General features: G+C 65.7%; 18 protein-coding genes and 4 pseudogenes. 18 read left to right on the top strand and 4 right to left on the bottom strand.

Translation table 11 applies throughout. The features are described 5' to 3' along the window. The first annotated feature begins 23 nt into the window (after nucleotides 1–23). The 12 genes and pseudogenes from ACVWW1_RS46350 to ACVWW1_RS46405 all read left to right on the top strand — a co-directional run bounded on the left by ACVWW1_RS46350 (nucleotide 24) and on the right by ACVWW1_RS46405 (nucleotide 12,630). Nucleotides 24–698 (top strand): helix-turn-helix transcriptional regulator, encoded by a 675-nt coding sequence (locus tag ACVWW1_RS46350; protein WP_207836838.1) that lies wholly within the window; start codon nucleotides 24–26, stop codon nucleotides 696–698. Between the two features lie 353 nt (nucleotides 699–1,051). Beyond that, nucleotides 1,052–2,629 carry a gamma-glutamyltransferase family protein gene (locus tag ACVWW1_RS46355; RefSeq protein ID WP_456660500.1) on the top strand — a complete coding sequence of 526 codons (1,578 nt, stop codon included), beginning with the start codon at nucleotides 1,052–1,054 and terminating at the stop codon, nucleotides 2,627–2,629. 180 nt (nucleotides 2,630–2,809) lie between these two features. Continuing rightward, nucleotides 2,810–4,478 (top strand): annotated as a pseudogene (locus ACVWW1_RS46360) (amidohydrolase). After that, on the top strand, nucleotides 4,478–5,566 hold the full coding sequence (locus tag ACVWW1_RS46365; RefSeq protein ID WP_456660501.1) for a CobW family GTP-binding protein: 1,089 nt from the start codon (nucleotides 4,478–4,480) through the stop codon (nucleotides 5,564–5,566). Before ACVWW1_RS46360 ends, ACVWW1_RS46365 begins: the two are co-directional and overlap by 1 nt. Nucleotides 5,567–5,699: 133 nt before the next feature. Next, a pseudogene (locus ACVWW1_RS46370) lies at nucleotides 5,700–6,170 on the top strand (ABC transporter substrate-binding protein); the annotation flags it as partial. A 133-nt stretch (nucleotides 6,171–6,303) separates the two neighbouring features. After that, on the top strand, nucleotides 6,304–6,924 hold the full coding sequence (locus tag ACVWW1_RS46375) for an ABC transporter substrate-binding protein (RefSeq protein WP_456660827.1): 621 nt from the start codon (nucleotides 6,304–6,306) through the stop codon (nucleotides 6,922–6,924). A gap of 1 nt (nucleotide 6,925) precedes the next feature. Then, on the top strand, nucleotides 6,926–7,657 hold the full coding sequence (locus tag ACVWW1_RS46380) for an ABC transporter ATP-binding protein (RefSeq protein ID WP_456660502.1): 732 nt from the start codon (nucleotides 6,926–6,928) through the stop codon (nucleotides 7,655–7,657). Further along, entirely contained in the window at nucleotides 7,644–8,342 is a 699-nt protein-coding gene (locus ACVWW1_RS46385; protein ID WP_342722814.1) for an ABC transporter ATP-binding protein, read from the top strand. The genes ACVWW1_RS46380 and ACVWW1_RS46385 overlap by 14 nt, the downstream gene beginning before the upstream one ends. A gap of 16 nt (nucleotides 8,343–8,358) precedes the next feature. After that, nucleotides 8,359–9,225 (top strand): branched-chain amino acid ABC transporter permease, encoded by an 867-nt coding sequence (locus ACVWW1_RS46390; RefSeq protein ID WP_097676476.1) that lies wholly within the window; start codon nucleotides 8,359–8,361, stop codon nucleotides 9,223–9,225. A gap of 5 nt (nucleotides 9,226–9,230) precedes the next feature. Beyond that, the gene (locus tag ACVWW1_RS46395) at nucleotides 9,231–10,250 is read left to right on the top strand and encodes a branched-chain amino acid ABC transporter permease (protein WP_456660503.1); all 1,020 of its coding nucleotides are present in this window, start codon (nucleotides 9,231–9,233) and stop codon (nucleotides 10,248–10,250) included. A gap of 65 nt (nucleotides 10,251–10,315) precedes the next feature. After that, nucleotides 10,316–12,328 (top strand): copper amine oxidase, encoded by a 2,013-nt coding sequence (locus ACVWW1_RS46400; protein ID WP_456660504.1) that lies wholly within the window; start codon nucleotides 10,316–10,318, stop codon nucleotides 12,326–12,328. A 26-nt stretch (nucleotides 12,329–12,354) separates the two neighbouring features. Then, nucleotides 12,355–12,630: a hypothetical protein gene (locus ACVWW1_RS46405; RefSeq protein ID WP_456660505.1), complete on the top strand. Its 276-nt coding sequence runs from the start codon at nucleotides 12,355–12,357 to the stop codon at nucleotides 12,628–12,630. Between the two features lie 123 nt (nucleotides 12,631–12,753). Here the strand turns inward: ACVWW1_RS46405 and ACVWW1_RS46410 are convergent, their stop codons facing one another. The 3 genes and pseudogenes from ACVWW1_RS46410 to ACVWW1_RS46420 form a co-directional block, all read right to left on the bottom strand. After that, complete coding sequence (locus tag ACVWW1_RS46410; RefSeq protein ID WP_456660506.1) at nucleotides 12,754–14,106, bottom strand: aminotransferase class III-fold pyridoxal phosphate-dependent enzyme; 1,353 nt, start codon at nucleotides 14,104–14,106, stop codon at nucleotides 12,754–12,756. 119 nt (nucleotides 14,107–14,225) lie between these two features. Further along, nucleotides 14,226–14,892: pseudogene (locus tag ACVWW1_RS46415) on the bottom strand (HAD family hydrolase). Then, entirely contained in the window at nucleotides 14,889–16,151 is a 1,263-nt protein-coding gene (locus ACVWW1_RS46420; protein ID WP_456660507.1) for a Tm-1-like ATP-binding domain-containing protein, read from the bottom strand. Before ACVWW1_RS46420 ends, ACVWW1_RS46415 begins: the two are co-directional and overlap by 4 nt. A gap of 218 nt (nucleotides 16,152–16,369) precedes the next feature. Between ACVWW1_RS46420 and ACVWW1_RS46425 the strand changes: the two are divergent. From ACVWW1_RS46425 to ACVWW1_RS46445, 5 genes and pseudogenes are all read left to right on the top strand, one after another. Next, a pseudogene (locus tag ACVWW1_RS46425) lies at nucleotides 16,370–17,855 on the top strand (aldehyde dehydrogenase). Beyond that, nucleotides 17,852–19,240, top strand: a complete 1,389-nt coding sequence (locus ACVWW1_RS46430) for a transaminase (protein WP_456660508.1) — start codon at nucleotides 17,852–17,854, stop codon at nucleotides 19,238–19,240. The pseudogene ACVWW1_RS46425 and the gene ACVWW1_RS46430 overlap by 4 nt, the downstream one beginning before the upstream one ends. Continuing rightward, complete coding sequence (locus ACVWW1_RS46435; protein ID WP_456660509.1) at nucleotides 19,240–20,037, top strand: SDR family oxidoreductase; 798 nt, start codon at nucleotides 19,240–19,242, stop codon at nucleotides 20,035–20,037. The genes ACVWW1_RS46430 and ACVWW1_RS46435 overlap by 1 nt, the downstream gene beginning before the upstream one ends. Nucleotides 20,038–20,090: 53 nt before the next feature. After that, entirely contained in the window at nucleotides 20,091–20,861 is a 771-nt protein-coding gene (locus ACVWW1_RS46440) for an SDR family NAD(P)-dependent oxidoreductase (protein ID WP_456660510.1), read from the top strand. 98 nt (nucleotides 20,862–20,959) lie between these two features. After that, nucleotides 20,960–21,220 (top strand): hypothetical protein, encoded by a 261-nt coding sequence (locus ACVWW1_RS46445; protein ID WP_176532249.1) that lies wholly within the window; start codon nucleotides 20,960–20,962, stop codon nucleotides 21,218–21,220. Between the two features lie 181 nt (nucleotides 21,221–21,401). Here ACVWW1_RS46445 and ACVWW1_RS46450 read toward each other — a convergent pair whose 3' ends face one another. Next, the gene (locus ACVWW1_RS46450) at nucleotides 21,402–21,776 is read right to left on the bottom strand and encodes a hypothetical protein (RefSeq protein WP_176532248.1); all 375 of its coding nucleotides are present in this window, start codon (nucleotides 21,774–21,776) and stop codon (nucleotides 21,402–21,404) included. Nucleotides 21,777–22,103: 327 nt separating this feature from the next. Here ACVWW1_RS46450 and ACVWW1_RS46455 point away from each other — a divergent pair, with 327 nt between their 5' ends. Then, on the top strand, nucleotides 22,104–22,733 hold the full coding sequence (locus tag ACVWW1_RS46455) for a hypothetical protein (protein ID WP_456660511.1): 630 nt from the start codon (nucleotides 22,104–22,106) through the stop codon (nucleotides 22,731–22,733). Nucleotides 22,734–22,746: the final 13 nt, after the last annotated feature.

Genomic DNA, 22,746 nt, shown 5'->3' on the forward strand with positions numbered 1-22,746 from the left:
GAACATCGATCGGGAGGTAGGTCATGATCGCGCTTCTGGGCCGACCGGATCCGGCAACCACACAGGCCATCCAGTTCGCGCGCGGGATCCTCGAAGGCTCGGCGACCGCGTTCTACGAGGTCGACGGCAATCTGACCCTCAACCGCTTCGTGCTCTCTAGCAACGTTCCGCCGAGCTTCCACGACCAGTATCTCGCCGGCATGAACCGGCTCGATCCGTTGCATCCGCGCTCCGCGAGCAACCGGCCGATCGCCCGGCTGAGCATCGCGCTCGACCAATGCGCGTCCCAGGAGGCGGCGACCTATCGTGCGTTTGCCGGCCAATGCGGCGTCGCCGACATGATCGAGTTCTTCTTCCGCCGCAACGACCGGATCGTGGCCGGAATGAGCGTGCTCTGGGCGCCGGGCTGTGCGATTCCCGACGGCAGCATGCACATCGCCGAGAAGATCCACGATTACCTCGAATTCAACCTGACCAGCCGCCTGTCCCCGAATCCGGACGAGCCGGCGCGCTACGGACTGACCTCGCGCGAGATGGAAGTGGTCGAGCTGTTGTGCTGCGGCCGCACCAACCGCGAGATCGGCGAGTGCCTGAGCATCGGTCTCGCGACAGTGAAGACGCACCTGATCCATATCTTTGAGAAACTCGGCGTCGAGACCCGCTCCGCCGTCGTCGCGCTGATGTCCCGGCCGCATTGAGGCGCGGCTCTTTCCTCCCGTCGTCCCTCCCGGCGAAGGCCGGGACCCATACTCCGCGGCGGATATGTCGGTGGGACGCGTCGTTCTAGCGTTGCGCAACAATCACCTTCGGTGGTAATGGGTCCCGGCCTTCGCCGGGACGACGTTTGTTGCGCCGCCTGTGGGTCAAGCATCCGCGCTCTCGCAACATGTTTTGTCCGAGCTTCGTTATTCGCTTCACTCTCGCGTCCACCCGATCCACCGTTAGGTGGATTGCTGCCTGTCGGGCTGCCGATCGAGAGTTCCTCGAGGACCGGTGTCGTTTTCGACAATGTTGGCGAGCGGCTGCCGCTCGCAGCATTGAAGGAAGCGACATGCGTGATTTCATGGCCATCGGCCGCTCGGTGGCGGTTGCGGAGCGTGGCATGGCCGCGACCTCGCACCCGCAGGCGACACTTGCCGCGGTCGAGATGTTGAAAGCCGGCGGCAATGCCGTCGATGCCGCGGTGGCGGCGGTGGCGGTGCAGGGCGTCGTCGAGCCGCAGATGACCGGGATCGGCGGCGACTGCTTTGCGCTGTATTCGCCCAAGGCCGGGGAGCCGATCGCGCTGAACGGCTCGGGCCGCACGCCCGCCGGCACCGATACTGAAAAATATGCCGGCAGCGGCGCGCGCGACATTCCGCCGACCGCGCCCGAGGCCGTGACCGTGCCGGGCGCCATCGACGCGTGGTGCAGGCTGGTCGCCGATCACGGCAGCAGGTCGCTGGAGGAGATATTCCGGCCAGCGATCGCGGCGGCCGAGCAGGGCTTTTGCGTGACACCGCGCGTCGCGGAAGACTGGCGCCGCTTCCGGGCGCGCATCGAGATCGACGCCAATGCCGCCACGCAGTTCCTTCCCGGGGGCAAGACGCCTGAGGTCGGCGACATCCGAATGCAGCCTGCGCTTGGCCGGACCTTGCGGCTCATCGCGCAGCACGGGCGCGAGGCGTTCTACGCGGGCGAAGCCGCCGACGAGATGGCCGGCATCTTGCGCGGATTGGGTGGTGCCCACAGCATCGAGGATTTCGCGGCGCAGACCTCGGACTACGTGCGCCCGATCTCGGCGCGCTACCATGACCACGACGTGATCGAGTGTCCGCCGAACGGGCAGGGCCTGGCGGCGCTGATGATCCTGCGCACGCTCGCCGGCTTCGATGTCGGCGTCCTGGCGCAGGCCGATCGCATCCATCTGCTCGCCGAAGCGACCAAGGCCGCCTACCGCGTGCGCGACGCCTTCTTCTGCGATCCCGCTGCCGGCAAGGTCGATCCGGCCGCATTCCTTGCCGACGACTATATCGGGCGGATCCGCAGCAAGATCGACATGAGCCGCGCGTCCGCGCCCGCGATCTGGGACGATATCGAGCATCGCGACACCGTCTATGTCACGGTGGTCGACCGCGACCTCAACGCCGTCTCGCTGATCAACTCGCTGTTCTATCCGTTCGGCAGCGGCATCTACGCGCCGAGATCGGGCATCCTGCTGCACAACCGCGGCTGGAGCTTTCGCGCCAGGCCCGGACACCTCAATTCGCTCGGGCCGCGCAAGCGCCCGATGCACACCATCATCCCGGGCCTGCTGCGCAAGGACGGCAAGACCGTGATGTCGTTCGGCGTGATGGGTGGGCACTACCAGGCCGCCGGCCATGCCAATCTGCTGTCGAACATCTTCGACATGAAGATGAATATCCAGGCGGCGGCCGAGGCACCGCGCTCCTTTGCCTTCGATGGTGCGCTGTCGCTGGAGACGACGATATCACCAGCGATCCGCGACGAACTGCGCGCCCGCGGCCACGATGCCCGCTTCTCCGAGGAACCGATCGGCGGCTGCCAGGCGATCCGCATCGACCATGCTCGCGGCGTTCTGTTCGGCGCCTCCGACCACCGCAAGGACGGGCTGGCGTTGGGCTTTTGAGAGGGCGCCTGCCCGCACTGCGGGGGGCGGGCGGAGCATCCACCGGACGGTGGATTGTTCCAAATGCCGACATGTCGAACGTTTGGCCGATCATGCCGGCGCCGTGCACGGTTTCGCCGCTGTGCACCGCACGGCGAAGGCTGATCGCTCCGGACTTTCCCAATCGAGAAGTTGATCCGTATGAACAATACATTCGCCGACACGGTCTTCCGCAACGGCCGGATCTACACGTCGAACCGGGCGCAGCCTTGGGCGGCGTGCGCAGCCGTGAAGGCCTGCCGCTTCATCGCCGTGGGCGAGGAGCGCGACGTCGCGTCGCTCATCGGCGAGGGGACCAAGACCGTCGATCTCGGTGGACGAATGGCGATGCCAGGCATCATCGACATCCACAATCACATCATGATGGGCGGGCAGGCCGACCTCTACGAGCTGCGCTTCTCCAACGCCGACAGCGTACCAAGGATCGCCGAGACCTTGCACAAGGCTGCTTCGGTGGCTGCGCCCGGCGCCTGGATCGTCGGCGGGCAGTTCGGCAACAATCTCCTGAACGAGATGAACACCGCGGAGTCCTGCGCGCTGCTGGACGCGGCGTGCCTCGGACATCCCGTCGTGCTGCGCGACGACACCTATCACAATCGCTGGGCGAGCTCGGCGGCGCTGCGGCTGGCCGGCGTGCAGGCCGAGACCCCCGATCCGACCGACGGCGAGATCGGCCGCGACCTCAAGACCGGGACGCTGACCGGCATCATGATCGAGGCCGCCTCCGGCCTGGTCGAGCGGGCGCTCGCGGCCTCCGGTCACTACACGGCCGAGATGGACCGCGCGGCGGTGGCGCGTTCGATCTCGGTGCTGAACGCCTATGGCGTCACCGCCTTCATCGACGCCGCCAGCATGCAGCCGATCATGGCGGCGCTGAAGGGGCTCGACGACCGGGGCGAGCTGACCGCCTGGGCGGTCTGCGCGATGCCGGTGGTCGAGCCGGGCTTCATGTTCGGCAAGGCCGGCGAGGAGCTGTTTGCGCTGCGCGAGCAGTATCGCGGCGCGCATGTGAAGCCGGACTATGTGAAGGTGTTCCTTGACGGCGTGCCCGGCGCCAAGACCGCGGCGTTCCACGAGCCCTATGTGGCCGATCCCGTGCGCGGCTGCTGCTTCCGCGGATCGACCATGCTGACCGTGCCCGATCTGATCCGCTGGCTCGGGCGCTGCGAGAAGCTCGGCCTCGCGGCGAAGATCCATTGCGCGGGAGACGCAGCGGTGACGCAGGCGCTCGACGCGATCGATGTGGTGCGCAGCTTCAACGGCCCGACCCACCTGATTCACCAGATCGCGCATGCGAGCTACATCGCGCCCGACGACATCAAGCGTTTCGCCGAGCTCGGCGTCGCGGCCGATCTGTCGCCGATCATTTGGTATCCGACCATCTTCCTCGAGGCGCACAAAGCCGCGATGGGCGAGGAGCGGGCGCAACGCTTCTGGCCGAACAAGGACCTGAAGGCGGCCGGCGCGTTGATGGCCGGCGGCTCGGACTGGCCAGTGATCCCGATCCCCGATCCCTGGCAGGGCATCGAAGGCATGGTGACCCGGCAGAATCCAACCGGGGATTTTCCCGGCAAGTCGTTGTGGGCCCGAGCAGGCGCTCGATCTCGCCACCGTGATCGACATCTACACCATCGACGCCGCGCGGGCGGCCGGCCTAGGCCAAACGATCGGCTTGATCGAGGTCGGCAAGTCGGCCGACCTGATCGTGCTCGACCAGACGATCTTCGACATCCAGCCGGACCAGCTCGCCGACACGCGGGTCGAGATGACCTTCTTCGAAGGCCGCAAGGTCTACGAGCGGGGTGCGTGATGATTGCTGTGGATCAGATCCCGGTCACGGTGCTCACCGGCTTCCTCGGCAGCGGCAAGACCACCGTGCTGAACCATCTGCTGCGCCAGCCGGAGCTCAATGGCGTCGTCACCATCATCAACGAGTTCGGCGAGGTGGCGCTGGATCATCTGCTGGTCGAGAGCAGCGAGGATCGTCTCGCGCTGCTCGACAATGGCTGCATCTGCTGCTCGGTGCGCGAGGATCTGATCGAGACGCTGGCCGATCTCGCCGGCCGCCGCGCCGCCGGCACCGTCCCGCCGTTCCACCGCGTGCTGGTCGAGACCACCGGGCTCGCCGATCCCGTGCCGGTGCTGCACACGCTGATGACAGCGCCCGACGTCGTTGGCCGCTACCGGATCGACGGCGTGGTCGCGACCGTCGATGCCGTCAACGGCATGCGCACCCTCGAGGCGCACGTTGAAGCCGTCAGGCAGATCGCGGTCGCCGACCGGCTGCTCGTGACCAAGACCGACCTTGCAGCCGATGATGCACTCGCGCAGCTCGACGCGCGGCTCGGCGCGATCAATCCGGTCGCGACGCGCGCGCATGTGCGGAACGGGGTGGTCGATCCGGCGAAGGTTCTCGATGCCGGTCTGTTCGATCCGTCGGCCCGCTCGGCCGATGTGGTGCGCTGGTTCGATCTGGCGTCGCAGGCGGCGAATGCGCCGCATCATCACGCCGAGCACGATTGCGACGGCGCAGAATGCGGCCATCACAGCCACCACGCGCACGATGCCGGCGTATCCTCCTACAGCCTGATCATCGACGAGCCGATCCAGCGTGACGCGTTCGCGCGCTGGCTCGATTATGTCGCTGCGCTCAAGGGCGAGGACCTGCTGCGCTTCAAGGCGATCGTGCATGTCGCCGAACAGCCCGATGCGCCGGTCGTGGTGCATGGCGTGCAGCATGTGTTCCATCCGCCGATCACGCTGCAGGGCTGGCCGTCGGCGGACCGGCGCTCGCGGCTCGTCTTCATCGTGCGCGGCATCCCGCGCCGGATCATCGAGAACACCTTGTGCAAGTTCGCAGCAGTGAGCCGTGCGGCGATCCAGCGATCGGCGGCCTAGGCAGGATTCACTTCAGACAATTGTTTCAGGGGAGAGGGACATGACGGAGAATTCGAAGACCAACTCGTCCATCGGCCGGCTCAACCGGCGCACACTGCTGAAGGCGGCCGGTGCGACCGGTCTCGCATCGGCGATGAACGTGCCGCTGGCCAACATCGCGCGCGGCGCCGGCAGCACCATCAAGATCGGTTGGGTCGGTTGCCTCTCCGGCGTCCGGGCGCCGTTTGCCGAACCCGACACCTGGATTCATGAACGCATCAAGGCCCGCCTCAAGGATGGCCTCAAGATCGGCGGCAAGACCTGGCAGGTCGAGTTTGTCTTCAAGGACAATCAGTCCGATCCGAACCGCTCGTCGGTGGTTGCGAGCGAGCTGGTGCTGCGCGAGAAGTGCGACCTGATCCTGATCGAGGACGGCGACGCGCAGGCACCGGTGCAGGAGCTCGCCGATGCCCGCGGCATTCCCTCGATCTCGACCATGGTGCCGTGGCAGGGCTGGATGTTTCCGCGCAAGTCGACGCCCGATAAGGGCTTCCCCTACAGCTATCACTTCTTCTGGGGCGCCGATGATGTCGTGAAGAACTTCCTCGGCATGTGGCAGTCAGTCGAGACCAACAAGAAGGTCGGCACGCTCTATATCGACAATCCCGCCGGTCAGGCGTTCTCCGACCCGAAGGTCGGCTTGCCCGGGCGGCATTACGCAGGCGGGCTATCAGGAATTCTCCGCCGGAAAATTCCAGATTGCGACCGACGACTTCACCAATCAGGTGTCGTCCTTCAAGAACAATGGCGTCGACATCGTCTCCGGCTTCACTTACGGCAATCACTGGGTGACGCTGTGGAATCAGGCGGCCCAGGCCGGCTTCAAGCCGCAGATCTGCACGGTGGCGGCGGCGTTCCTGTTTCCAAGTGCGGTGAATGCGCTCGGCGATCGTGGTGACGGCATGTCCACCGAAGTGTGGTGGACGCCGGCCTATCCGTTCAAGTCGTCGCTGACCGGACAGACCGCCGCCGAACTCGCCGCGGAATGGGAGAAGACGACGGGCAAGCAATGGACCCAGCCGATCGGCTACGCCCATGCCTTGTGGGAGGTTGCGCTCGCCGCATTGCAGAACAGCGATCCGAAGGACAAGAACTCGCTGCGCGATGCCGTCGCGGGTCTCGACATGGAGACGGTGGTCGGACCGGTGAGGTTCAAGGGAACGCCGATCAAGAACGTCGCGGTGACGTCGCTGTCGGGCGGGCAATGGCGCAAGACCAGGGGCGGCAAGGCGAAATACGAGCTCTTGATCGTGCACAACGGGACGGCGCCGTTCATCCCGAAGCAGGCCGATCTCGCATTGCTGTCGAAGCTCGCCTGAGATGGCACCGCTTCTGCGCGTCAGCGGGCTCTCGAAGCGTTTCGGCGAGATCGTGGTCGCCGATAACGTTCGTTTCGAGCTGGCGCGCGGCGAGTGCCTCGGCGTGATCGGCCCGAACGGCGCCGGCAAGAGCTCGCTGTTGAACCTGATCGTCGGCCTGCTCACGGCCGACGGCGGTTCGATCATGCTCGACGATAAGGAGATCTCAGGCCTGCCGCCGCATCGCCGGGCGCGGCTGGGGCTCGGGCGCGCGTTCCAGATCCCGCAGCCGTTTCCGCATCTGTCGGTCTACGAGAACGCGCTGGTCGCGGTGTCCTACGGCGCGGGCCTGTATGGCGAGGCGGCATCGATCTGGACGATGGAGGTGCTGCAGCGCACCGGGCTCGACGCCAAGGCGGACAAGCTCGCGGGCGCCTTGCCGCTGATCGACCGCAAGCGGCTGGAGTTCGCCAAGGCGCTGGCCTCGAAACCCAAGCTGATCCTGCTCGACGAGATCGCGGCCGGGCTGACCGAGCCCGAGGTCGAGCGCCTCGTTGCCATCATCAAGTCGGTGAAGGCAGATCACGCCATGATCTGGATCGAGCACATTCCGCACGCTTTGCGCGCAGTGTCGGATCGGATCCTGGTGCTCGATTTCGGCCGCAAGGTGCTGGAGGGGCCGCCGGCCGAGGTCATGGACAGCGCGGTGGTGCGCGAGATCTACATGGGATTGAAGGCCGATGGCGTTGCTTGATGTGAACGGCCTGCAGATCTTCTATGGCGATCTCCAGGCCGTGTTCGACATGAATTTCACGGTCGCCGACGGCGAGGCGGTGGCGTTGGTCGGCGCCAACGGCGCCGGCAAGTCCACGTTCCTGAAGGCGCTGGTCGGGTTGAACGAGGAGCGGCGAGGGGCGGTGCATTTCGACGGCATCGACATCTCGCAGATGCCGGCGGAAGAGGTGTCGCGGCTCGGGCTCATCATGGTGCCCGAGGGGCGCTTGCTGTTCGATTCGCTGACCATCGAGGAGAACCTGCTGATGGGCAGCGTCAACCGTCGTAAGGGCAGCTGGACGCTACGGCGGGTGTTCGACCTGTTCCCGATCCTGGAAGAGCGGCGGCGGATGTTTCCGGGCCAGCTCTCCGGCGGCCAACAGCAGATGGCGGCGATCGGCCGCGCACTGATGTCGAACCCGCGGCTGTTGCTGTGCGACGAGATTTCGCTCGGGCTCGCGCCCGTCGTGGTCGAGCAGATCTATCGCTCCTTTGCCGACATTCGCCGCGAAGGCACCGCCGTCGTGCTGGTCGAGCAGGATGTCAAGCGCGCGCTCGCGACGTCGGAGCGGATCTACTGCCTGTTAAAGGGACGGGTGTCGCTAACCGGCCCGGCGCAAGGGTTGCAGCCGGAACAGCTGACGCACGCCTATTTCGGTAACTAGCCAGGATTGGCACGATATGATCTGGGTTGAGACATTGATCAACGGAGCCCTGCTGGGCGGGCTCTACGGCCTGCTCGGCATAGGGCTCGCTCTGGTGTTCGGCGTGATGCGCGTCGTCAACATCGCACACGGCGAATTCATGGTGCTGAGCGCGTTCTGCGCGGTGCTGCTTTCCAACCTGTTTCCGCAGGTGTCGCCGCTGCTGATGCTGATCCCGGTGATCGCGCTGTCGTTTGCAGTCGGCTGGCTCTATCAGGCGGCCATCGTCAACCGCGTGGTGACGTCGCCCGATCCGCTGTCGCCATTGCTGCTCACCTTCGGCGTCTCGGTGATCCTGCGCAACGTCATGGTCGAGATATTCGGCGCCGACGTGCGCAGCCTCCAGGTCGGCGAGCTGTCGCGCGCCAGCCTCGAGATCGCCGGCCTCAACATCGGCATCATGCCGTTGCTCACGCTGGTGCTGGCCGCACTGCTGTTCATGGCGCTGCAGCTCGTGCTGCGCCATACCGAGTTCGGGCGGATCGTGCGCGCCACCGCCGACCGCCGCGACATCGTCCGGCTGTCCGGGGTCAAGCCGGATCGGGTCTACAACTATGTCATGGGCCTGTCGCTCGCGCTTGGCGCGATCGGCGGCGTGCTGCTTGCGGTGCGGTCGAGCTTCACGCCGTTCTCCGGCGCCGAACGGCTGCTGATCGCCTTCGAGGTCGTGGTGCTCGGCGGGCTCGGCTCGTTCTGGGGCGCATTGCTCGGCGGCATCGCGCTCGGCATGGCGCAGTTGATCGGGCTGAAGATCGATCCGAATGCGGGGCTGCTCTATGCGCACCTCCTATTCTTCATCATGCTGTTGATCCGCCCGTCGGGTCTCGTGTCGAGCAGGGTATGACGCAGATGCCGACACGGACAATTCTCCTTGCCTGTGCCATCGTGCTCGTCGCTGCTATCGCCGGCGCGCCCTTCGTGCTGAACGAGGGCATCCTGCGGCTCGCGACCGAATGCCTGCTGCTGCTGACGATGGCGCAGATGTGGAACCTGCTGGCGGGCTACGCCGGGTTGGTGTCGCTCGGCCATCAGGTCTTCATTGCCTTCGGCGCCTATGCACTGTTCATGACCTCCGGTTGGCTCGAGGTGACCCCGATCTGGGTGCTGCCGGTGGCGCCGCTGGTGGCCGCGGCCGTCGCGGCGATCATCGCCTTTCCACTGTTTCGTTTGCGCGACGCCTATTTCTCGATCGCGATGTGGGTGTTCGCCGAGATCATCGGCGCCTTCACGATGAAATCGCAGGCGATCGGCGGCACCTCGGGCGTGCCGCTCGCCACCAGCAAGCTGATCGATTTCGACTGGTTTGAGCCGACCATGTTCTGGCTGGCGGGCGGCCTGACGCTGGTCACCATCGCGGCGCTGTACAAGATGATGACCTCGAGCTTCGGGCTCGGGCTGATGAGCGTGCGCGACAATGATCTCGCCGCGATGAGCGTCGGGGTCGACGTCCGGCACAATCGCTTCATCGCCTTCGTGCTCTCCGCGGCTGGGTGCGGGCTTGCGGGTGCGTTGAGCTTCATGGGCAATCTGTTCATCGCGCCGCTCGCGGCGTTCGACGTCAACTGGTCGGTCTACATGATGTTCATCGTGATCATTGGCGGTATCGGAACGCTGGAAGGCCCGATCCTCGGCGTCATCATCTTCTTCGGCCTGCGCGAATTGATGACCGGGCCGCTCGGCCTGTCCGGCGGCTGGTATCTGGTCGGGCTCGGTATCATTGCCGTCGTCGTGATGATCGTGGCGCCGCGCGGCATCTGGCCGGCCTTGCGCGATCGCCTCGGCGTGCGGCTGCTCGACGTCCACCGTGTCGCGCCACGGCCGGCCGCGGCCACCATCCTGCCGGGCGCATCGGAACGGGTTACCGGATGAGGCGGGCCTTCACGCCGTCACCATTGCTTGTATTCTGACAGTTCTAGCTTTGCGTGGAGGGTGTGATGGCTCTGATATTCCGGGGATGCGGATCGGCATTGGCCGGCCTGGTTGCGATGACGATGGCGGCGCCGCTGCCGGCGCAGGCCGAGCGCAGGATGTGGCCGCAGGCGGCCGCGACGCACCCGATGGATGGGCTGACGACGGACGAAATCCGTTCGGTCTCCGAAATCCTCCGTGGCGCCGGCAAGCTCGACGATGCGGCGCGGGTCGTCTCCATGACGGTCGACGAGGACCCCAAGGACGAGGTGCGGGCGTGGAAGCCCGGACAACCCTTCGCGCGGCGGGCGAATGCGACGCTGCTGAGCGGCGGACATCTCTACGAAGCGCATATCGATCTTGCCGCGCGCAGCCTGCTCGGCTGGGATGAGATCAGGGATCATGAGGCCGCGCTGACGATCGACGAGCTGATGTCGGCCGGCGATCTGCCGAAGCAGGACCCGCGCTGGATCGCCGCGATGGCCAAGCGCGGCATCACCGATTTCCGCAACGTCATGTGCCTGCCGCTGACGGTGGGGCCGGTGAGCGACCCGGCCCTGAAGGGCCGCCGCCTGCTCAACGTGCCCTGTGTCGACACCACCGGCGCCGCCAACAATCTCTGGGGCAAGCCGATCGAGAACCTGGTCGCCCAGGTCGATCTCAAGAGCAGGACGGTGCTCTCGGTGACCGATCTCGGCGTGCTGCCGCCGCCGGCGCAGACGCCCTCGCATGCCTATGCCGAATCCGGAAAATACCGCAAGCCGCCGAAGCCGATCGAGATCACCGCGCCCGAGGGCAGCAATGTGAAGGTGGAGGGCGGCCAGGTCCACTGGGACAATTGGTCGTTCCATGTCCGTCTCGAGCCGCGCGTCGGCGCGGTGCTGTCGTTGATCCGCTACGACGATCACGGCACGTTCCGCGACATCGCCTATCAGATCTCGGCGAGCGAGATGTTCGTGCCCTATATGGATCCGGCGCCGACCTGGTCGTTCCGCGGTTATATGGATATCGGCGAATACGGCTTTGGCGTGCTCTCCAGCGAATTGCAGCGCGGCATCGATTGCCCAGAAGGCGCGCATTTCCTTGATCTGACGATCTCGGACACCAAGGGCATGCCGGTTGTCTCCAAGGGCGCGGTCTGCATCTTCGAGCGCCCGACCGGCGATCCGATCTGGCGCCACAGCGAGCTCATCAACAACACCGCCGAGGTGCGGCCGAACAACGAGCTGGTGGTGCGGATGGCGCCGGTGGTCGGCAATTACGACTATCTGGTGGACTACGTGTTCGACCGCGCCGGCAACATCGACGTGCGGCTCGGCGCCTATGGCATCGATGCAACCAAGGGCGTCGCAAGCCGAACCTTGAGCGATCCGACGGCGAAGCAGGACACGGCCTACGGGACGCTGGTCGACGAGCGGCTGCTGGCTGTCAATCACGATCACTACATGACGTTCCGGATCGACATGGACGTCGACGGCACCGCGAATCGGCTGGTCGAGGACCGCTTCAGCGTCCGCCGGCTGGATGAGGGCCAGCGCAAGAGCCTTTGGCAGGTCGACACCAGGCCGGTCGCGAACGAAGGGCCGATCACGACGCCGCTGAACGCGGCGCAGTTCAGGATCGAAAGTACGGGCAAGACCAACAAGCAGGGCTATCGCACGAGCTATCAGCTGATGCCCGGACACTCCGACGTCTCATTGCTCGCCAAGGACGATCCGATCCAGCTCCGCGCCGGCTTCAGCGCCTACACGCTATGGACCTCGGCCTACGCAAGGGACGAGAGATATGCCGCAGGCATGTACCCGAACGAGAATCCTGAGGTCGATGGCTTGCCGAAATGGACCGCCGCAAAGCGGCCGATCGAGGATCGTGACCTCGTGCTGTGGTACACGGTCGGCTTCCGCCATGTGCCGCGCGCCGAGGATTGGCCGGTCATGCCGGGCCTTTGGCACGGCTTCCGGCTCCGCCCGTTCAACTTCTTCGATCGCAATCCCGCGCTCGACGTGCCGCCGATGGTGAATGCCAGGGACGCCAAATGAGTGGCCGCGTGCATCGCACGGGAGCCGTGGCCGGCGCGCTGCTGGCGTTGTTGGCGGCGCAGCCGGTCGCGTGGGGCGCGACGGCCGAAAACAGCGCTGACGATGCGTCCTTGCTCTATTTGAGCAGCGGCGACTGGGAGCGCCAATCCGCGCCGCGCAAGGTCGCGCTCGCGGCCGACTTCATGCGGATCTTCTGCACCGACCAGAAAATGTCGGCGGCATCGCTCGCCGATTGCCTCGACCGCGACAAGGCGGATGGCGCGCCGTTCGAGCGTGCTATCGCTTGCGTTGGCGCACGATAACTTTGGTGTAGTCCTATCCCCGTCATTGCGAGCGAAGCGAAGCAATCCATCGCGCAGCGTGTGGAGGTATGGATTGCTTCGTCGCTGTCGCTCCTCGCAATGACGAAGAGGCCTTACAACGTCTTAGCCGGCCGCTGAGAGGCCGGCGTCGATCCCTTCGGCTATTGCCTTCACATCCGATGAGGTGAGGATCAGGGGCGGGGACAGAATGAGGTTGTTGCCGGAGACGCGCAGCATCACGCCGGCCTCGTAGGCGGCATCGGCAACCTTCGCCATCGTCTTCTTGTCGGCGGGCTTCTTGCTGTCGCGATCGGCGACGAGCTCGAGCGCGGCCATCAGGCCCTTGCCCCTGACGTCGCCGACCAGCGCATGCTTCGCCTTGAGCGCGGCCAGCGCCTGCGCGAGGTCCTTGCCGCGTGCGGCGGCATTCTCGTCGAGCTTGAGGCGGCGGGTCTCGGCCAGCGCGGCAAGGCCCGCGGCGCAGCCGACCGGGTGGCCCGAATAAGTATAGCCATGCCCAATCGAGCCGAACGTGGTCGTGTCAGTCTCGAAGGTTTCCGCGACCTGCTCGCCGATCAGCGTCGCGCCGAGCGGGAAATAGCCCGAGGTGATCGCCTTGGCCATCGTCATCATGTCGGGCTTGACGCCCCATAGCCGTGAGCCCGACCAAGCGCCGGTGCGCCCGAACCCGGTGACGACCTCGTCGGCGATCATCAGGATGCCGTGCCGGTCGCAGATCTCGCGCGCCAGCTTCATGAAGCTGTCCGGGGGCACGATCACGCCGCCGGCCCCTAATACCGGCTCCATGATGAAGGCCGCGATGGTATCGGCGCCCTGGAATGCGATCTCTTCCTCCATCGCCGCCGCGCACAGCTGCGCGAGCCTGGCAGGATCGGTCTCGTTGAAGGGATTGCGGTAGGTCGACGGCGCCGGGATATGGAATACGCCTGGCAGCATCGGCTCATAGTTGCGGCGGAAATTGGCGTTGCCGTTGACGGAGGCGCCGCCGAAATGGGTGCCGTGATAGCCCTTCTTCAGCGCCAGGAACTTGGTGCGGTCGGCCTGGCCCTTGATCTTCCAGTATTGCCGCGCAAGCCGCAGCGCGGTCTCGACCGAGTCCGATCCGCCCGACGTGAAGAAGGCGCGAACCATGCCTTCCGGCTTGAACCATTCGGTGAGCTCGTAGGCGAGCTCGATCGAGGGGCCGCTCGAGGTGCCGCGGAATCCTGAATAATACGGCAGCGCGCTGAGCTGGTCCGCGATCGCCTTCTTGATCGGATCGCAGCTGTAGCCGAGGTTGACGTTCCACAGGCCGCCGACCGCATCGATCACGGTGTTGCCGTCGATGTCGGTGACGTGGACGCCTTCGCCCTTCATCACAATCCGCGGCGGCTGCGCCCGCATCTCGGCGGGATGGGCCATCGGATGCCAGATCGGCTTGGCGTTGTTCTCAACCAGGAAGTTTCTGTCGCGCATGATCGCTCTCTGTCCGGCTGGAGTCTTTTCCGTTCCGATGGAATCGGAACGGGGCTCCAGATTCTAGTTTTGACGCGTTTTCTTCACGCGAACCGGTACCCACTTCGCTCGAAAACGCTTTAGTCGAATTGCAGCCCGAAGTGCCGAAGGGCCTCGCGGTAGGACGCGGCTGGGCTGCGTACGTCAAACAGCACCGTGCGCATGTTGTACGCGGCGGCGCCCGTGATGTTGCGGCGCTGGTCGTCGACGAAGACGCAATCTTCTGCTTCCAGCGCCAATTCGTCCAGCACGCTTTGATAGGCGCGCGGATCGGGTTTCAGGATCCCGGTATGGGTCGCGTCGACGACGGTGTCGAAGCGCTTGAGGATGGAGAGGCGGGTGCGAAACTCCGCACCGTAGAACAGGTCGAGCTCGTTCGAGAGGATCGCAAGCCGGAAACCGGCGTCGGCGGCGAGGGCGATCGCGCGCACCGCCTCGGGGCGGATCACAGTGTCGGGATCGGCACCGCGCGCGCGTTTCACGAAGGTTTCCATGTCGCACCAGTCCTCGCCGACCATGCGCCCGACCTCGCGGCTGCGGGTCAGCCAGTAATCGCGTTCCGAAATCTCGCCGCGCTGCATGGCAGCCCAGAGCGGATCGCTGTCGGGGGGCAAATGGTCCGAGCCATTTCAGCGTGCACGGCGCGAGTCCGAGCGCGCGCTCGGTCAGATCATGGGTCTCGAACAGGGTCTTCGAGATGACACCGCCGAAGTCGAGCACCAGCGCCTGGGCGAGCGGTCGCGTCATGCGGCAGCCGTCGCGCGGCCGGGGCGGACAATGCCGGCCGCGACCCATCGGTCGAAGATACCGAGCACCGTTTCGTTGAACGCCGCGCTGTTGATGTGGTCCTTGATCTCGTGCAGTTCGACCGGCGGCTGGATCGCCGACCGCATCGCGTCGACAAAGGCGGCGAGGGCGTCGGGGTCGTGCAGGGCTTCGCCTTCGCGGTCCCATTGCTGGATGCCGCCGGCGGGCAGCACAAAGGCGACGGGCGCGCTGGCGCCGGCGAGCTTCTCCGCAATCGCGTGGGCGATCCGGCGGCGATCGGAGGCTCCCGAAGTCGCCGACGCGAGCAGCCGGTTGTGCGCGTGGAACGGCCGATCCGAGAGCTCGTTCGGAATCCCAAGCCAGGCCGGGAAGTCGACCATGTCGACCGCCCCGGGGGCGACGATCTGCGGAATGCCGGCTCTGCCCGCATTCTCGAGCCGGTCGGCGCCTGAATTGACCACCGAGCCGGTGAGCTGATTGGCGACCTCCTGCAGGCTGAGGTCCAGCACCGCGGCAAAGCCACCCTGGGCGGCGATCGACTCCATGGCACGGCCACCCATGCCTGTGGTGTGGAAGACGACCACTTCATAGCCGCGCTGCTCGAGCTGCGGCTTGAGCTCCACCATGTAGCGCAGGCAGCTCTTGCCGAGCGAGGTGATCGCAACGACCGGCCGGTCCCGACTCGGCTTGACGGCGCTTTTCGCCGCGCCGACGATCGCGCCGCAGGCTTGCGACAGCACGGCGGTGCAGGTGCCGTTGAGGCCATAGAGGCCGCCGGCCCACAGGATCATCATCAGATCGGCGGCGACGCGCTCGGGCGGAATCAGATGCGAGAAGGCGACGGTCGAGACGATCAGCTTCGGCAGGCCGAGCGGCAGCGCCTGCGCGACGTCGAGCGCGAGGTCGGTTCCCATCGTACCGCCGATCGCGATCACGCCGTCGATGGCATCGCGCGCCGCAAGCTCGCGCGCCAGATTTGCGGCGCCAATCGCCATCAGGGACATCGCGGAGTTTTCGTCGCCGCTGGATGCGATCGCCGCGATCGTGGTCTGCGCAGCGGATGCCACCGCGTGCTTGTCATGTGCGGGTTGATACGGCGGATCGCCGAGCACGCTGATGTCCATCATGATCGTGCTGCCGCCGGCGCGCGCGATGCACTCGCTCATGAACAGCAGTTCGTCGGCCTTGGTGTCTCCAGTGCCGATCAGAAGAATGCGGGGCTGCGTGATCTCGGGCATGACCTTCGGCTCGCCGGCGGCGTGAGGGATGTGGACGAGTTGGTTTGCACCCAGCGGGCAGGGCGTTCGGCCATCGTGCGATCACGCTATGAGGGCGCTGGCCGCGGCGACATCCACCTATCGGTTGATTGCTGCCAAAGCCTTGATTTGGCGAGGATTGCACCATGCCAGCGGTCCTCGGTCGGGAGCCGCTTTTGTCACCGTCATGATGATCGCGCATGCAGCAAGCCCAGATCGATCTGTTACGCTCGGCCGCAATTCCGGCCCAGCAGCTCTTCATCGGCGGCCGGCCGGCGCAGGCGATCGGCGAGGCACGGCTCGATGTGGTGTCGCCGATCGACGGCAAGGTGCTGACGACGATTGCAGACGGCGACGCGGCCGATGTCGACCTTGCGGTGAAGCGGGCACGACAGGCCTTCGAGCAGGGAAGTTGGTCGCGCGCGGCACCGGCGCAGCGCAAGAAAGTGCTGTTGCGGTTCGCCGATCTGATCGAGCAGCACGCGCTCGAGATCGCGGTGCTCGGTGTGCGCGACAACGGCACCGAGATCGGCATGGCCTACAAGGCCGAGCCGCTGTCGGCGGCCGGCACCGTCAGGTACTACGCCGAGGCGATCGACAAGGTGTATGGCGAGATCGCGCCGACCTCGGGTGACGTGCTCGGGCTCGTGCATCGCGAGCCGCTCGGTGTCGTCGGCGTCATCGTGCCTTGGAATTTCCCGCTGATGATCGGGGCGTGGAAGATCGGTCCCGCACTCGCCGCCGGAAACTCGGTCGTGGTCAAGCCGCCGGAGCTGGCATCGCTGACCCTGCTGCGGCTCGCCGAGCTTGCGACCGAGGCAGGCCTGCCGGACGGCGTGCTCAACGTCGTCACCGGCCGCGGTGCATCGGCCGGCGAGGCGCTCGCGCTGCATATGGATGTCGATGTGCTGGCCTTCACCGGCTCGGGCGCGGTCGGCCGCCGGCTGCTGGAATGCTCGGCGCGGTCGAACCTGAAGCGGGTTCATCTCGAGCTTGGCGGCAAGTCGCCCAACATCGTCTTCGCCGATGCGCCCGACATCAAGCATGCGGCCAAGGTCTCTGCGAACGGCATCTTCAGGAATTCGGGCCAGGTCTGCGTGGCGGGCTCGCGGCTGCTGGTGCAGTCCGCGATCTATGATCGCTTCATGGATGAGCTGCTCGACGCCACCGCAAAGCTCAGGGTCGGCGATCCCCTCGATTTGACGTCGGATATCGGCGCCATCTCGAGCCAGGTGCAGTTGCGCAAGAACCTGGACGCGGTTGCCCGCGCGGAAGCGCAGGGTGCGAAGCGGCTGGTCGGCGGCGAGCAGATCCACGTCGAGAGCGGCGGCAACTTCATGGCGCCCGCGATCCTCACCGAGGTGGCGCCGTCGATGGAGGTCTGGCGCGAGGAGGTGTTCGGCCCGGTACTGGCGGTCACGCGGTTCGACGGCGAGGATGAGGCCACGGCGCTCGCCAACGCGACGCCCTATGGACTTGCGTCGGCGGTGTGGACCGGAAGCCTGTCGACGGCACATCGCATGGTGCGCGCCATCAAGGCCGGCGTCGTGCACGTCAACGCCTATGGCGGCGCCGATATCACGGGTGCCGCTCGGCGGCTTCAAGCAATCCGGCTTTGGACGTGACAAGTCGCTCCACGCGCTGGACGCCTATACCGACCTCAAGACCGCCTGGATCGCGCTATGACATCAGCAACTACTGAGCGCGCAGGCGTTCTGAACCGTTTGCTCGATGCCGAGCAGGAGCGCTTTCGGGCACTGCATCCGCGCTCGGCGGCGGCCTGGCAGCAAGGCAGGCAGCACTACCTCTATGGCGGTCCGTCGCACTGGATGCGGCGCTGGGCCGGCGGTTTTCCGATCTATGCCGAGGAGGCGCACGGCGCGCATATCAGGGACATCGACGGCCGCGACTACATCGACTTCTGCCTCGGCGACACCGGCGGCATGTGCGGCCACGCGCCCGAGGCAGTGACGGAAGCCGCGCTGGCCCAGCTCAAGCGCGGCGCGACCATGATGCTGCCGACGGAGGGCAGTATCTGGGTCGGCGCCGAGCTGTCGCGCCGCTTCGGCCCGAAATACTGGACGCTGACGACGTCGGCGACCGATGCCAACCGCGCCGCGATCCGCATCTCGCGCATGATCACCGGCCGCCGCAAGGTGCTGGTGTTCTCCGGCTGCTATCATGGCGGCGTCGAGGAGGCCCATGTCGAGATCCGCGACGGCCGCGTCGGCCTGCGTAACATGATCCATTCCAACGGCATCGATCATGATGCCGTGAGCCGGGTGGTCGAGTTCAACGACGTCGCGGCGCTGGAGGCGGCGCTGGCGCAGGGCGATGTCGCCTGCGTGCTGACCGAGCCGCTGATGACGAATTTCGGCATGATCCCGGTCGACCCTGGTTTCCACCAGGCCCTGCGCGATCTGACCCGCCGCGCCGGCACCGTGCTCATCATCGACGAGACCCATACGCTGTCGTGCGGACCGGGCGGCTACACGGAGGGCCACGGGCTCGAGCCCGACATCTTCGTCGCCGGCAAGGCGATCGCGGGCGGCATCCCCGCCGGCGTGTTCGGTCTGAGCGAGGAGATTGCCGAGCGGCTCTGGAAACGCGTCCCCCATGTCAATCCGCGCGAGCGGCAGTCGGCGCATCTTGGATTCGGCGGCACGCTCGCCGGCAACGCGCTGACGGTCGCGACCATGCGCGCGGTGCTGGAGAAGGTCCTGACCTCAGCGAATTACGAACGGATGATCGGATCCGCGACCTGGCTCGCGCAGGAGGCGCGCCGGCTGATCGAGGCGGCCGGACTGCCCTGGCACGTCACCCAGATCGGCGCGCGTGCCGAGATCATGTTCATGCCACGGCCGCCACGCAGCGGCGCCGACGTCATTGCCGGCCGGCAACCCGATCTCGAGACCTTGCTGCATGCGTTCTACATGAACGAGGGCATTCTGGTGACGCCGTTCCACACCATGCTGCTGATGTGTCCGGCGACGTCGGAGCGGGACGTGGACAAGCACACGGCGGTGTTCGCGCAGTTCATCGATCTGCTGCGCGGCGCGGGAGCAATCTGATGCAGGCGCTTCCGTTCAATCTCGACGGCCGGGTCGCCATCGTCACCGGCGGCGGCCGCGGGATCGGTGCGGCCATTGTCAGGCGTCTTGCGCAGGCGGGTGCGACCGTGGTGATCGCCAACCGGACGCCTGACGTGGCCGCGGTGCTGGCGCGCGAGCTCGCAGACGATGGACGGGCCGCGCATTGCGTTCCGTTCGACCGGCTCGATCGCAGCGGCTTGCGTACGATGATTGACGATGTCACCGTCAAGTTCGGCCGGCTCGATATTGTCGTGCACAATGCCGGTGGTTGTCCGTGGGCATCGCTTGACAAGCTCGACGAAGCCAAGCTTGACGAGACGCTGACGCTCAATCTGAACGCCAGCATCTGGCTCGCACAGGCTGCGATTCCGCATATGCGCGCCGTCAGCTTCGGACGCATTCTGGTGACATCCTCGGTCTCGGCGCGCGTTGCGATGGGCGGCGGCGCGCATTACTCGGCGGCAAAGGCCGGCGTCAACGCGTTTATCCGCGGCGCCGCCTTCGAGCTCGCGCGCGACGGCATCACGGTCAATGGCGTCGAAGCCGGCTTCATCGAGAAGCCCGGCCGGGGCACCATGAGCGCGCCGGAGAACAAGGCGAAGCTCGAACGCTTCATCCCGATGGGGCATATGGGGAGCGCGGACGACATCGCCTGCGCGATGCTCTATCTCGCCTCCACTGAGGCCAAATATGTCACCGGGCAGACCATCGTCGTCGACGGCGGCTCGACGCTGCCGGAGACCGGATTTGCCGTCGAACGGCAGTGGGGGCTCTAGATGAGCATGATCCTTTCGGAAGACCGGTTTCCACTTTTCCGGATCATGCTCTGATGCCGCGGCTGGACGGAAAGACCGCGCTGGTGACCGGCGCAGCCACAGGGATCGGCCGGGCCACGGCTTCACTGCTGGCATTGAGCGGCGCGCGCCTCGTGCTGTTCGGGCTCGGCGACGCCGAGCTTCAGGCCGCCGCAGCGGAGTGCGGAGGGCAGGCGGTCCATGGCGACGTCACGCGTCCGGACGACATTGCCAATGCCGTCGCCGCCTGCGGCGCCAGGCTCGACATCGTCGTCAACGCCGCCGGCTTGATCGTGCCGGATCAGCCTGCAAGCGTCTCCGACGAGGTCTGGGCCAGGACGCTTGATGTCAACCTCACAGGGACCATGCGGGTCTGCCGGGCATCCCTGCCGCTGCTCCGGCAGCGCGGCGGCGCGATCGTGAACATCGCCTCGGTTGCCGCATTCAATGCCAGCCCGGACAGCACAAGCTACGCCGCCAGCAAGGCGGCCGTCGTCGCCTATACGCGTTCGCTGGCCTATGCCCACGGCGCCGACGGCGTTCGCGCCAATGCCGTGGCGCCCGGCTGGGTGCGGACGCCGATGAGCGCCCATGAAATGCAGCTGCTCGCGGACCAGAATGGCACCACCGCCGAGACCGAATTTCGCGGCGTCGAGCGACGGATCGCTTTGGGACGGATGGCCGAGCCTGCCGAGATCGCGGCATGCTGCCTGTTCCTCGCTTCCGACGAGGCGTCCTTCGTGACCGGTGCGGTGCTGGTCGCCGACGGCGGTGGCCGCTCACCGACGCAAAACCGCGCCGTGTAGACGGCCGGTTGGCGTCGCGGCGCGGGCGGCCGGCACCTTGATAAGGACCGCCGGATTTGGCACTCTCGAGTCGTCACGTCATTCGATCGAGGGGCGTTATGAACAAGTCATTTTCTGTGATCATTGCCGCGGCTGCTTCAATCGTCGTTCTGTCATCGACGGCGGCGCGATGCGGCGACTATCCGTTTGGGGATCCGCCGTACCGGCTGGACTACGTGCAGGAACCTCAGATCGAATCGGGCTGCTGGAAGTGGAATTGGCAGCAATATCAGTGGCAGGACCACTGCCCGGTCTACGTCTATCCGAAGGCGTATATGTTCTCGCGATCGTCGCGCGTCGTGCTCCGCACCAAGGGGTGAGGAGCGGCCGGCATCATGATGTGCTTTTGTGTCACCCCAGTCGGCGTGGCGCGGAGCGCGCAGTAGATCGGGCCGAATCGCTATCGCGCTCGACCGTCTTGTTTGGGCACGAACTCCGCGCAAGCGCGGAGCGCTTGTCGCGAGGGAAGGCTGCTTCGCGGTTTTCCGGATCAGGCTTTGATCAGTGCGCGATGGCGCAGGCCACCTGGTGGTGCTTGCCGAAGTTGAGCAGCGCGTTTTCGCGGAAGCCGTCCAGCCAGATGCCGTGACCGGCATAGCGATAGCCGACTCCCATCGGCACCAGCCGCACATGCACGCCGCCGGAATGACCGGTCAGCAGCGAGGCGGTGACCACTTCGCCCTCGACCGACACGGCGCGCGGGCACAGCGGATACTGATGGCCATTCTCGCAGGTGAAGACGATCTCGGTGCAGGTGCCGGCCGGTGCTTTCGTAATCAGGCCGAGGTCCGCGGCCGCCGCCGGCCGGGAAGCGCCTGATAGCGTTGCGCCCAAGGCCAACATGCCCGCGACCATGTAGCAAATCCGAATACGCATCAGTGCCCCCTCGTCCAGCGATAGGCTAAGTAATTGAGCAAAAAATATCTCGCGCTAAATGAGCAAAAAAAACCTCCAAGGTCAAACCTGTCCGGTGCGCTTTCAGGTCCCGTCCTTCGACTGCTCGCGCGTTTTGTGGCCTGATGTTGCGCCCTGGGCGGCGGCGCAGGCCCAGGGCCGCATGAGGGGAGCGCCGAGTGTTGCAAGTTTGCTGCAGTGAGTCGGAATTCGGCTAGAAGCTGTCGGGTAGGGTTAACGCGCCTTTACTGGCCACAATTGGCCTGCAAGTGGTGTGACGTATTGAGTCGTGTTCCGGGGACTGCTTCAATGATCGGACCGGACCGCATCACGAACGGACTCGAACGAACGTCGGGGGTGGGAATGGACTTCCGTGGTGGCATTGCAGGTTCGCTACTGGCTTTAATGATTGTCTCGATGCCGTCGCTGACGGTTCATGCACAGACGCCAGTTCTTCAACCGGCGAACGGCCGGGCTACGGCGGTTCAACCTGGCCAGAACGATCAGTCCTTTTCCGGCCCGAGCTTCCGTAAGGGCTTGTGGCGCTTCATAAGGACGCTCGACGTCGTCAAGACCGCGAACAAGAACTTCAAGTATCGGGTGGTCAACGCGGAAACGACGCGCTGTGTTGACCCGACTTACGCCATGAAGGCGACCTTTTCGTCGGAGCCGGTCGGAAGCTGCGTCTCGGACAAGCCGGAAAAGGTCGGCAACAAATACACCTTTGGGCACCGGTGCGATTACATGGGCGCGGTTAGCACTGTCATCACCGTGCGCAGCGACGAGGCCTATACCGAGCTGAATGAGGTCAGTACTGGCGAGCATCCCAGGACCGACATGGTGGTCGCAACGAGGATTGGCGACTGTGACGGCGGCGGCGCAGCTAACTCTGCCGCAGCTAACTCTGAAGTGTCAGCTGCGGCGCGTTTGCAGCACTAGCTGGCGATCAGCC

It is taken from the genome of Bradyrhizobium sp. JR3.5 (assembly GCF_054057015.1).

What these genes read in the sequence shown, in the direction of transcription:
- ACVWW1_RS46350 (WP_207836838.1), top strand. Translation starts at nt 24, where the DNA reads ATGATCGCGCTTCTGGGCCGACCGGATCCGGCAACCACACAGGCCATC.
- ACVWW1_RS46355 (WP_456660500.1), top strand. Translation starts at nt 1,052, where the DNA reads ATGCGTGATTTCATGGCCATCGGCCGCTCGGTGGCGGTTGCGGAGCGT.
- ACVWW1_RS46365 (WP_456660501.1), top strand. Translation starts at nt 4,478, where the DNA reads ATGATTGCTGTGGATCAGATCCCGGTCACGGTGCTCACCGGCTTCCTC.
- ACVWW1_RS46380 (WP_456660502.1), top strand. Translation starts at nt 6,926, where the DNA reads ATGGCACCGCTTCTGCGCGTCAGCGGGCTCTCGAAGCGTTTCGGCGAG.
- ACVWW1_RS46385 (WP_342722814.1), top strand. Translation starts at nt 7,644, where the DNA reads ATGGCGTTGCTTGATGTGAACGGCCTGCAGATCTTCTATGGCGATCTC.
- ACVWW1_RS46390 (WP_097676476.1), top strand. Translation starts at nt 8,359, where the DNA reads ATGATCTGGGTTGAGACATTGATCAACGGAGCCCTGCTGGGCGGGCTC.
- ACVWW1_RS46395 (WP_456660503.1), top strand. Translation starts at nt 9,231, where the DNA reads ATGCCGACACGGACAATTCTCCTTGCCTGTGCCATCGTGCTCGTCGCT.
- ACVWW1_RS46400 (WP_456660504.1), top strand. Translation starts at nt 10,316, where the DNA reads ATGGCTCTGATATTCCGGGGATGCGGATCGGCATTGGCCGGCCTGGTT.
- ACVWW1_RS46410 (WP_456660506.1), bottom strand. Translation starts at nt 14,106, where the DNA reads ATGCGCGACAGAAACTTCCTGGTTGAGAACAACGCCAAGCCGATCTGG.
- ACVWW1_RS46420 (WP_456660507.1), bottom strand. Translation starts at nt 16,151, where the DNA reads ATGCCCGAGATCACGCAGCCCCGCATTCTTCTGATCGGCACTGGAGAC.
- ACVWW1_RS46430 (WP_456660508.1), top strand. Translation starts at nt 17,852, where the DNA reads ATGACATCAGCAACTACTGAGCGCGCAGGCGTTCTGAACCGTTTGCTC.
- ACVWW1_RS46435 (WP_456660509.1), top strand. Translation starts at nt 19,240, where the DNA reads ATGCAGGCGCTTCCGTTCAATCTCGACGGCCGGGTCGCCATCGTCACC.
- ACVWW1_RS46440 (WP_456660510.1), top strand. Translation starts at nt 20,091, where the DNA reads ATGCCGCGGCTGGACGGAAAGACCGCGCTGGTGACCGGCGCAGCCACA.
- ACVWW1_RS46445 (WP_176532249.1), top strand. Translation starts at nt 20,960, where the DNA reads ATGAACAAGTCATTTTCTGTGATCATTGCCGCGGCTGCTTCAATCGTC.
- ACVWW1_RS46450 (WP_176532248.1), bottom strand. Translation starts at nt 21,776, where the DNA reads ATGCGTATTCGGATTTGCTACATGGTCGCGGGCATGTTGGCCTTGGGC.
- ACVWW1_RS46455 (WP_456660511.1), top strand. Translation starts at nt 22,104, where the DNA reads ATGATCGGACCGGACCGCATCACGAACGGACTCGAACGAACGTCGGGG.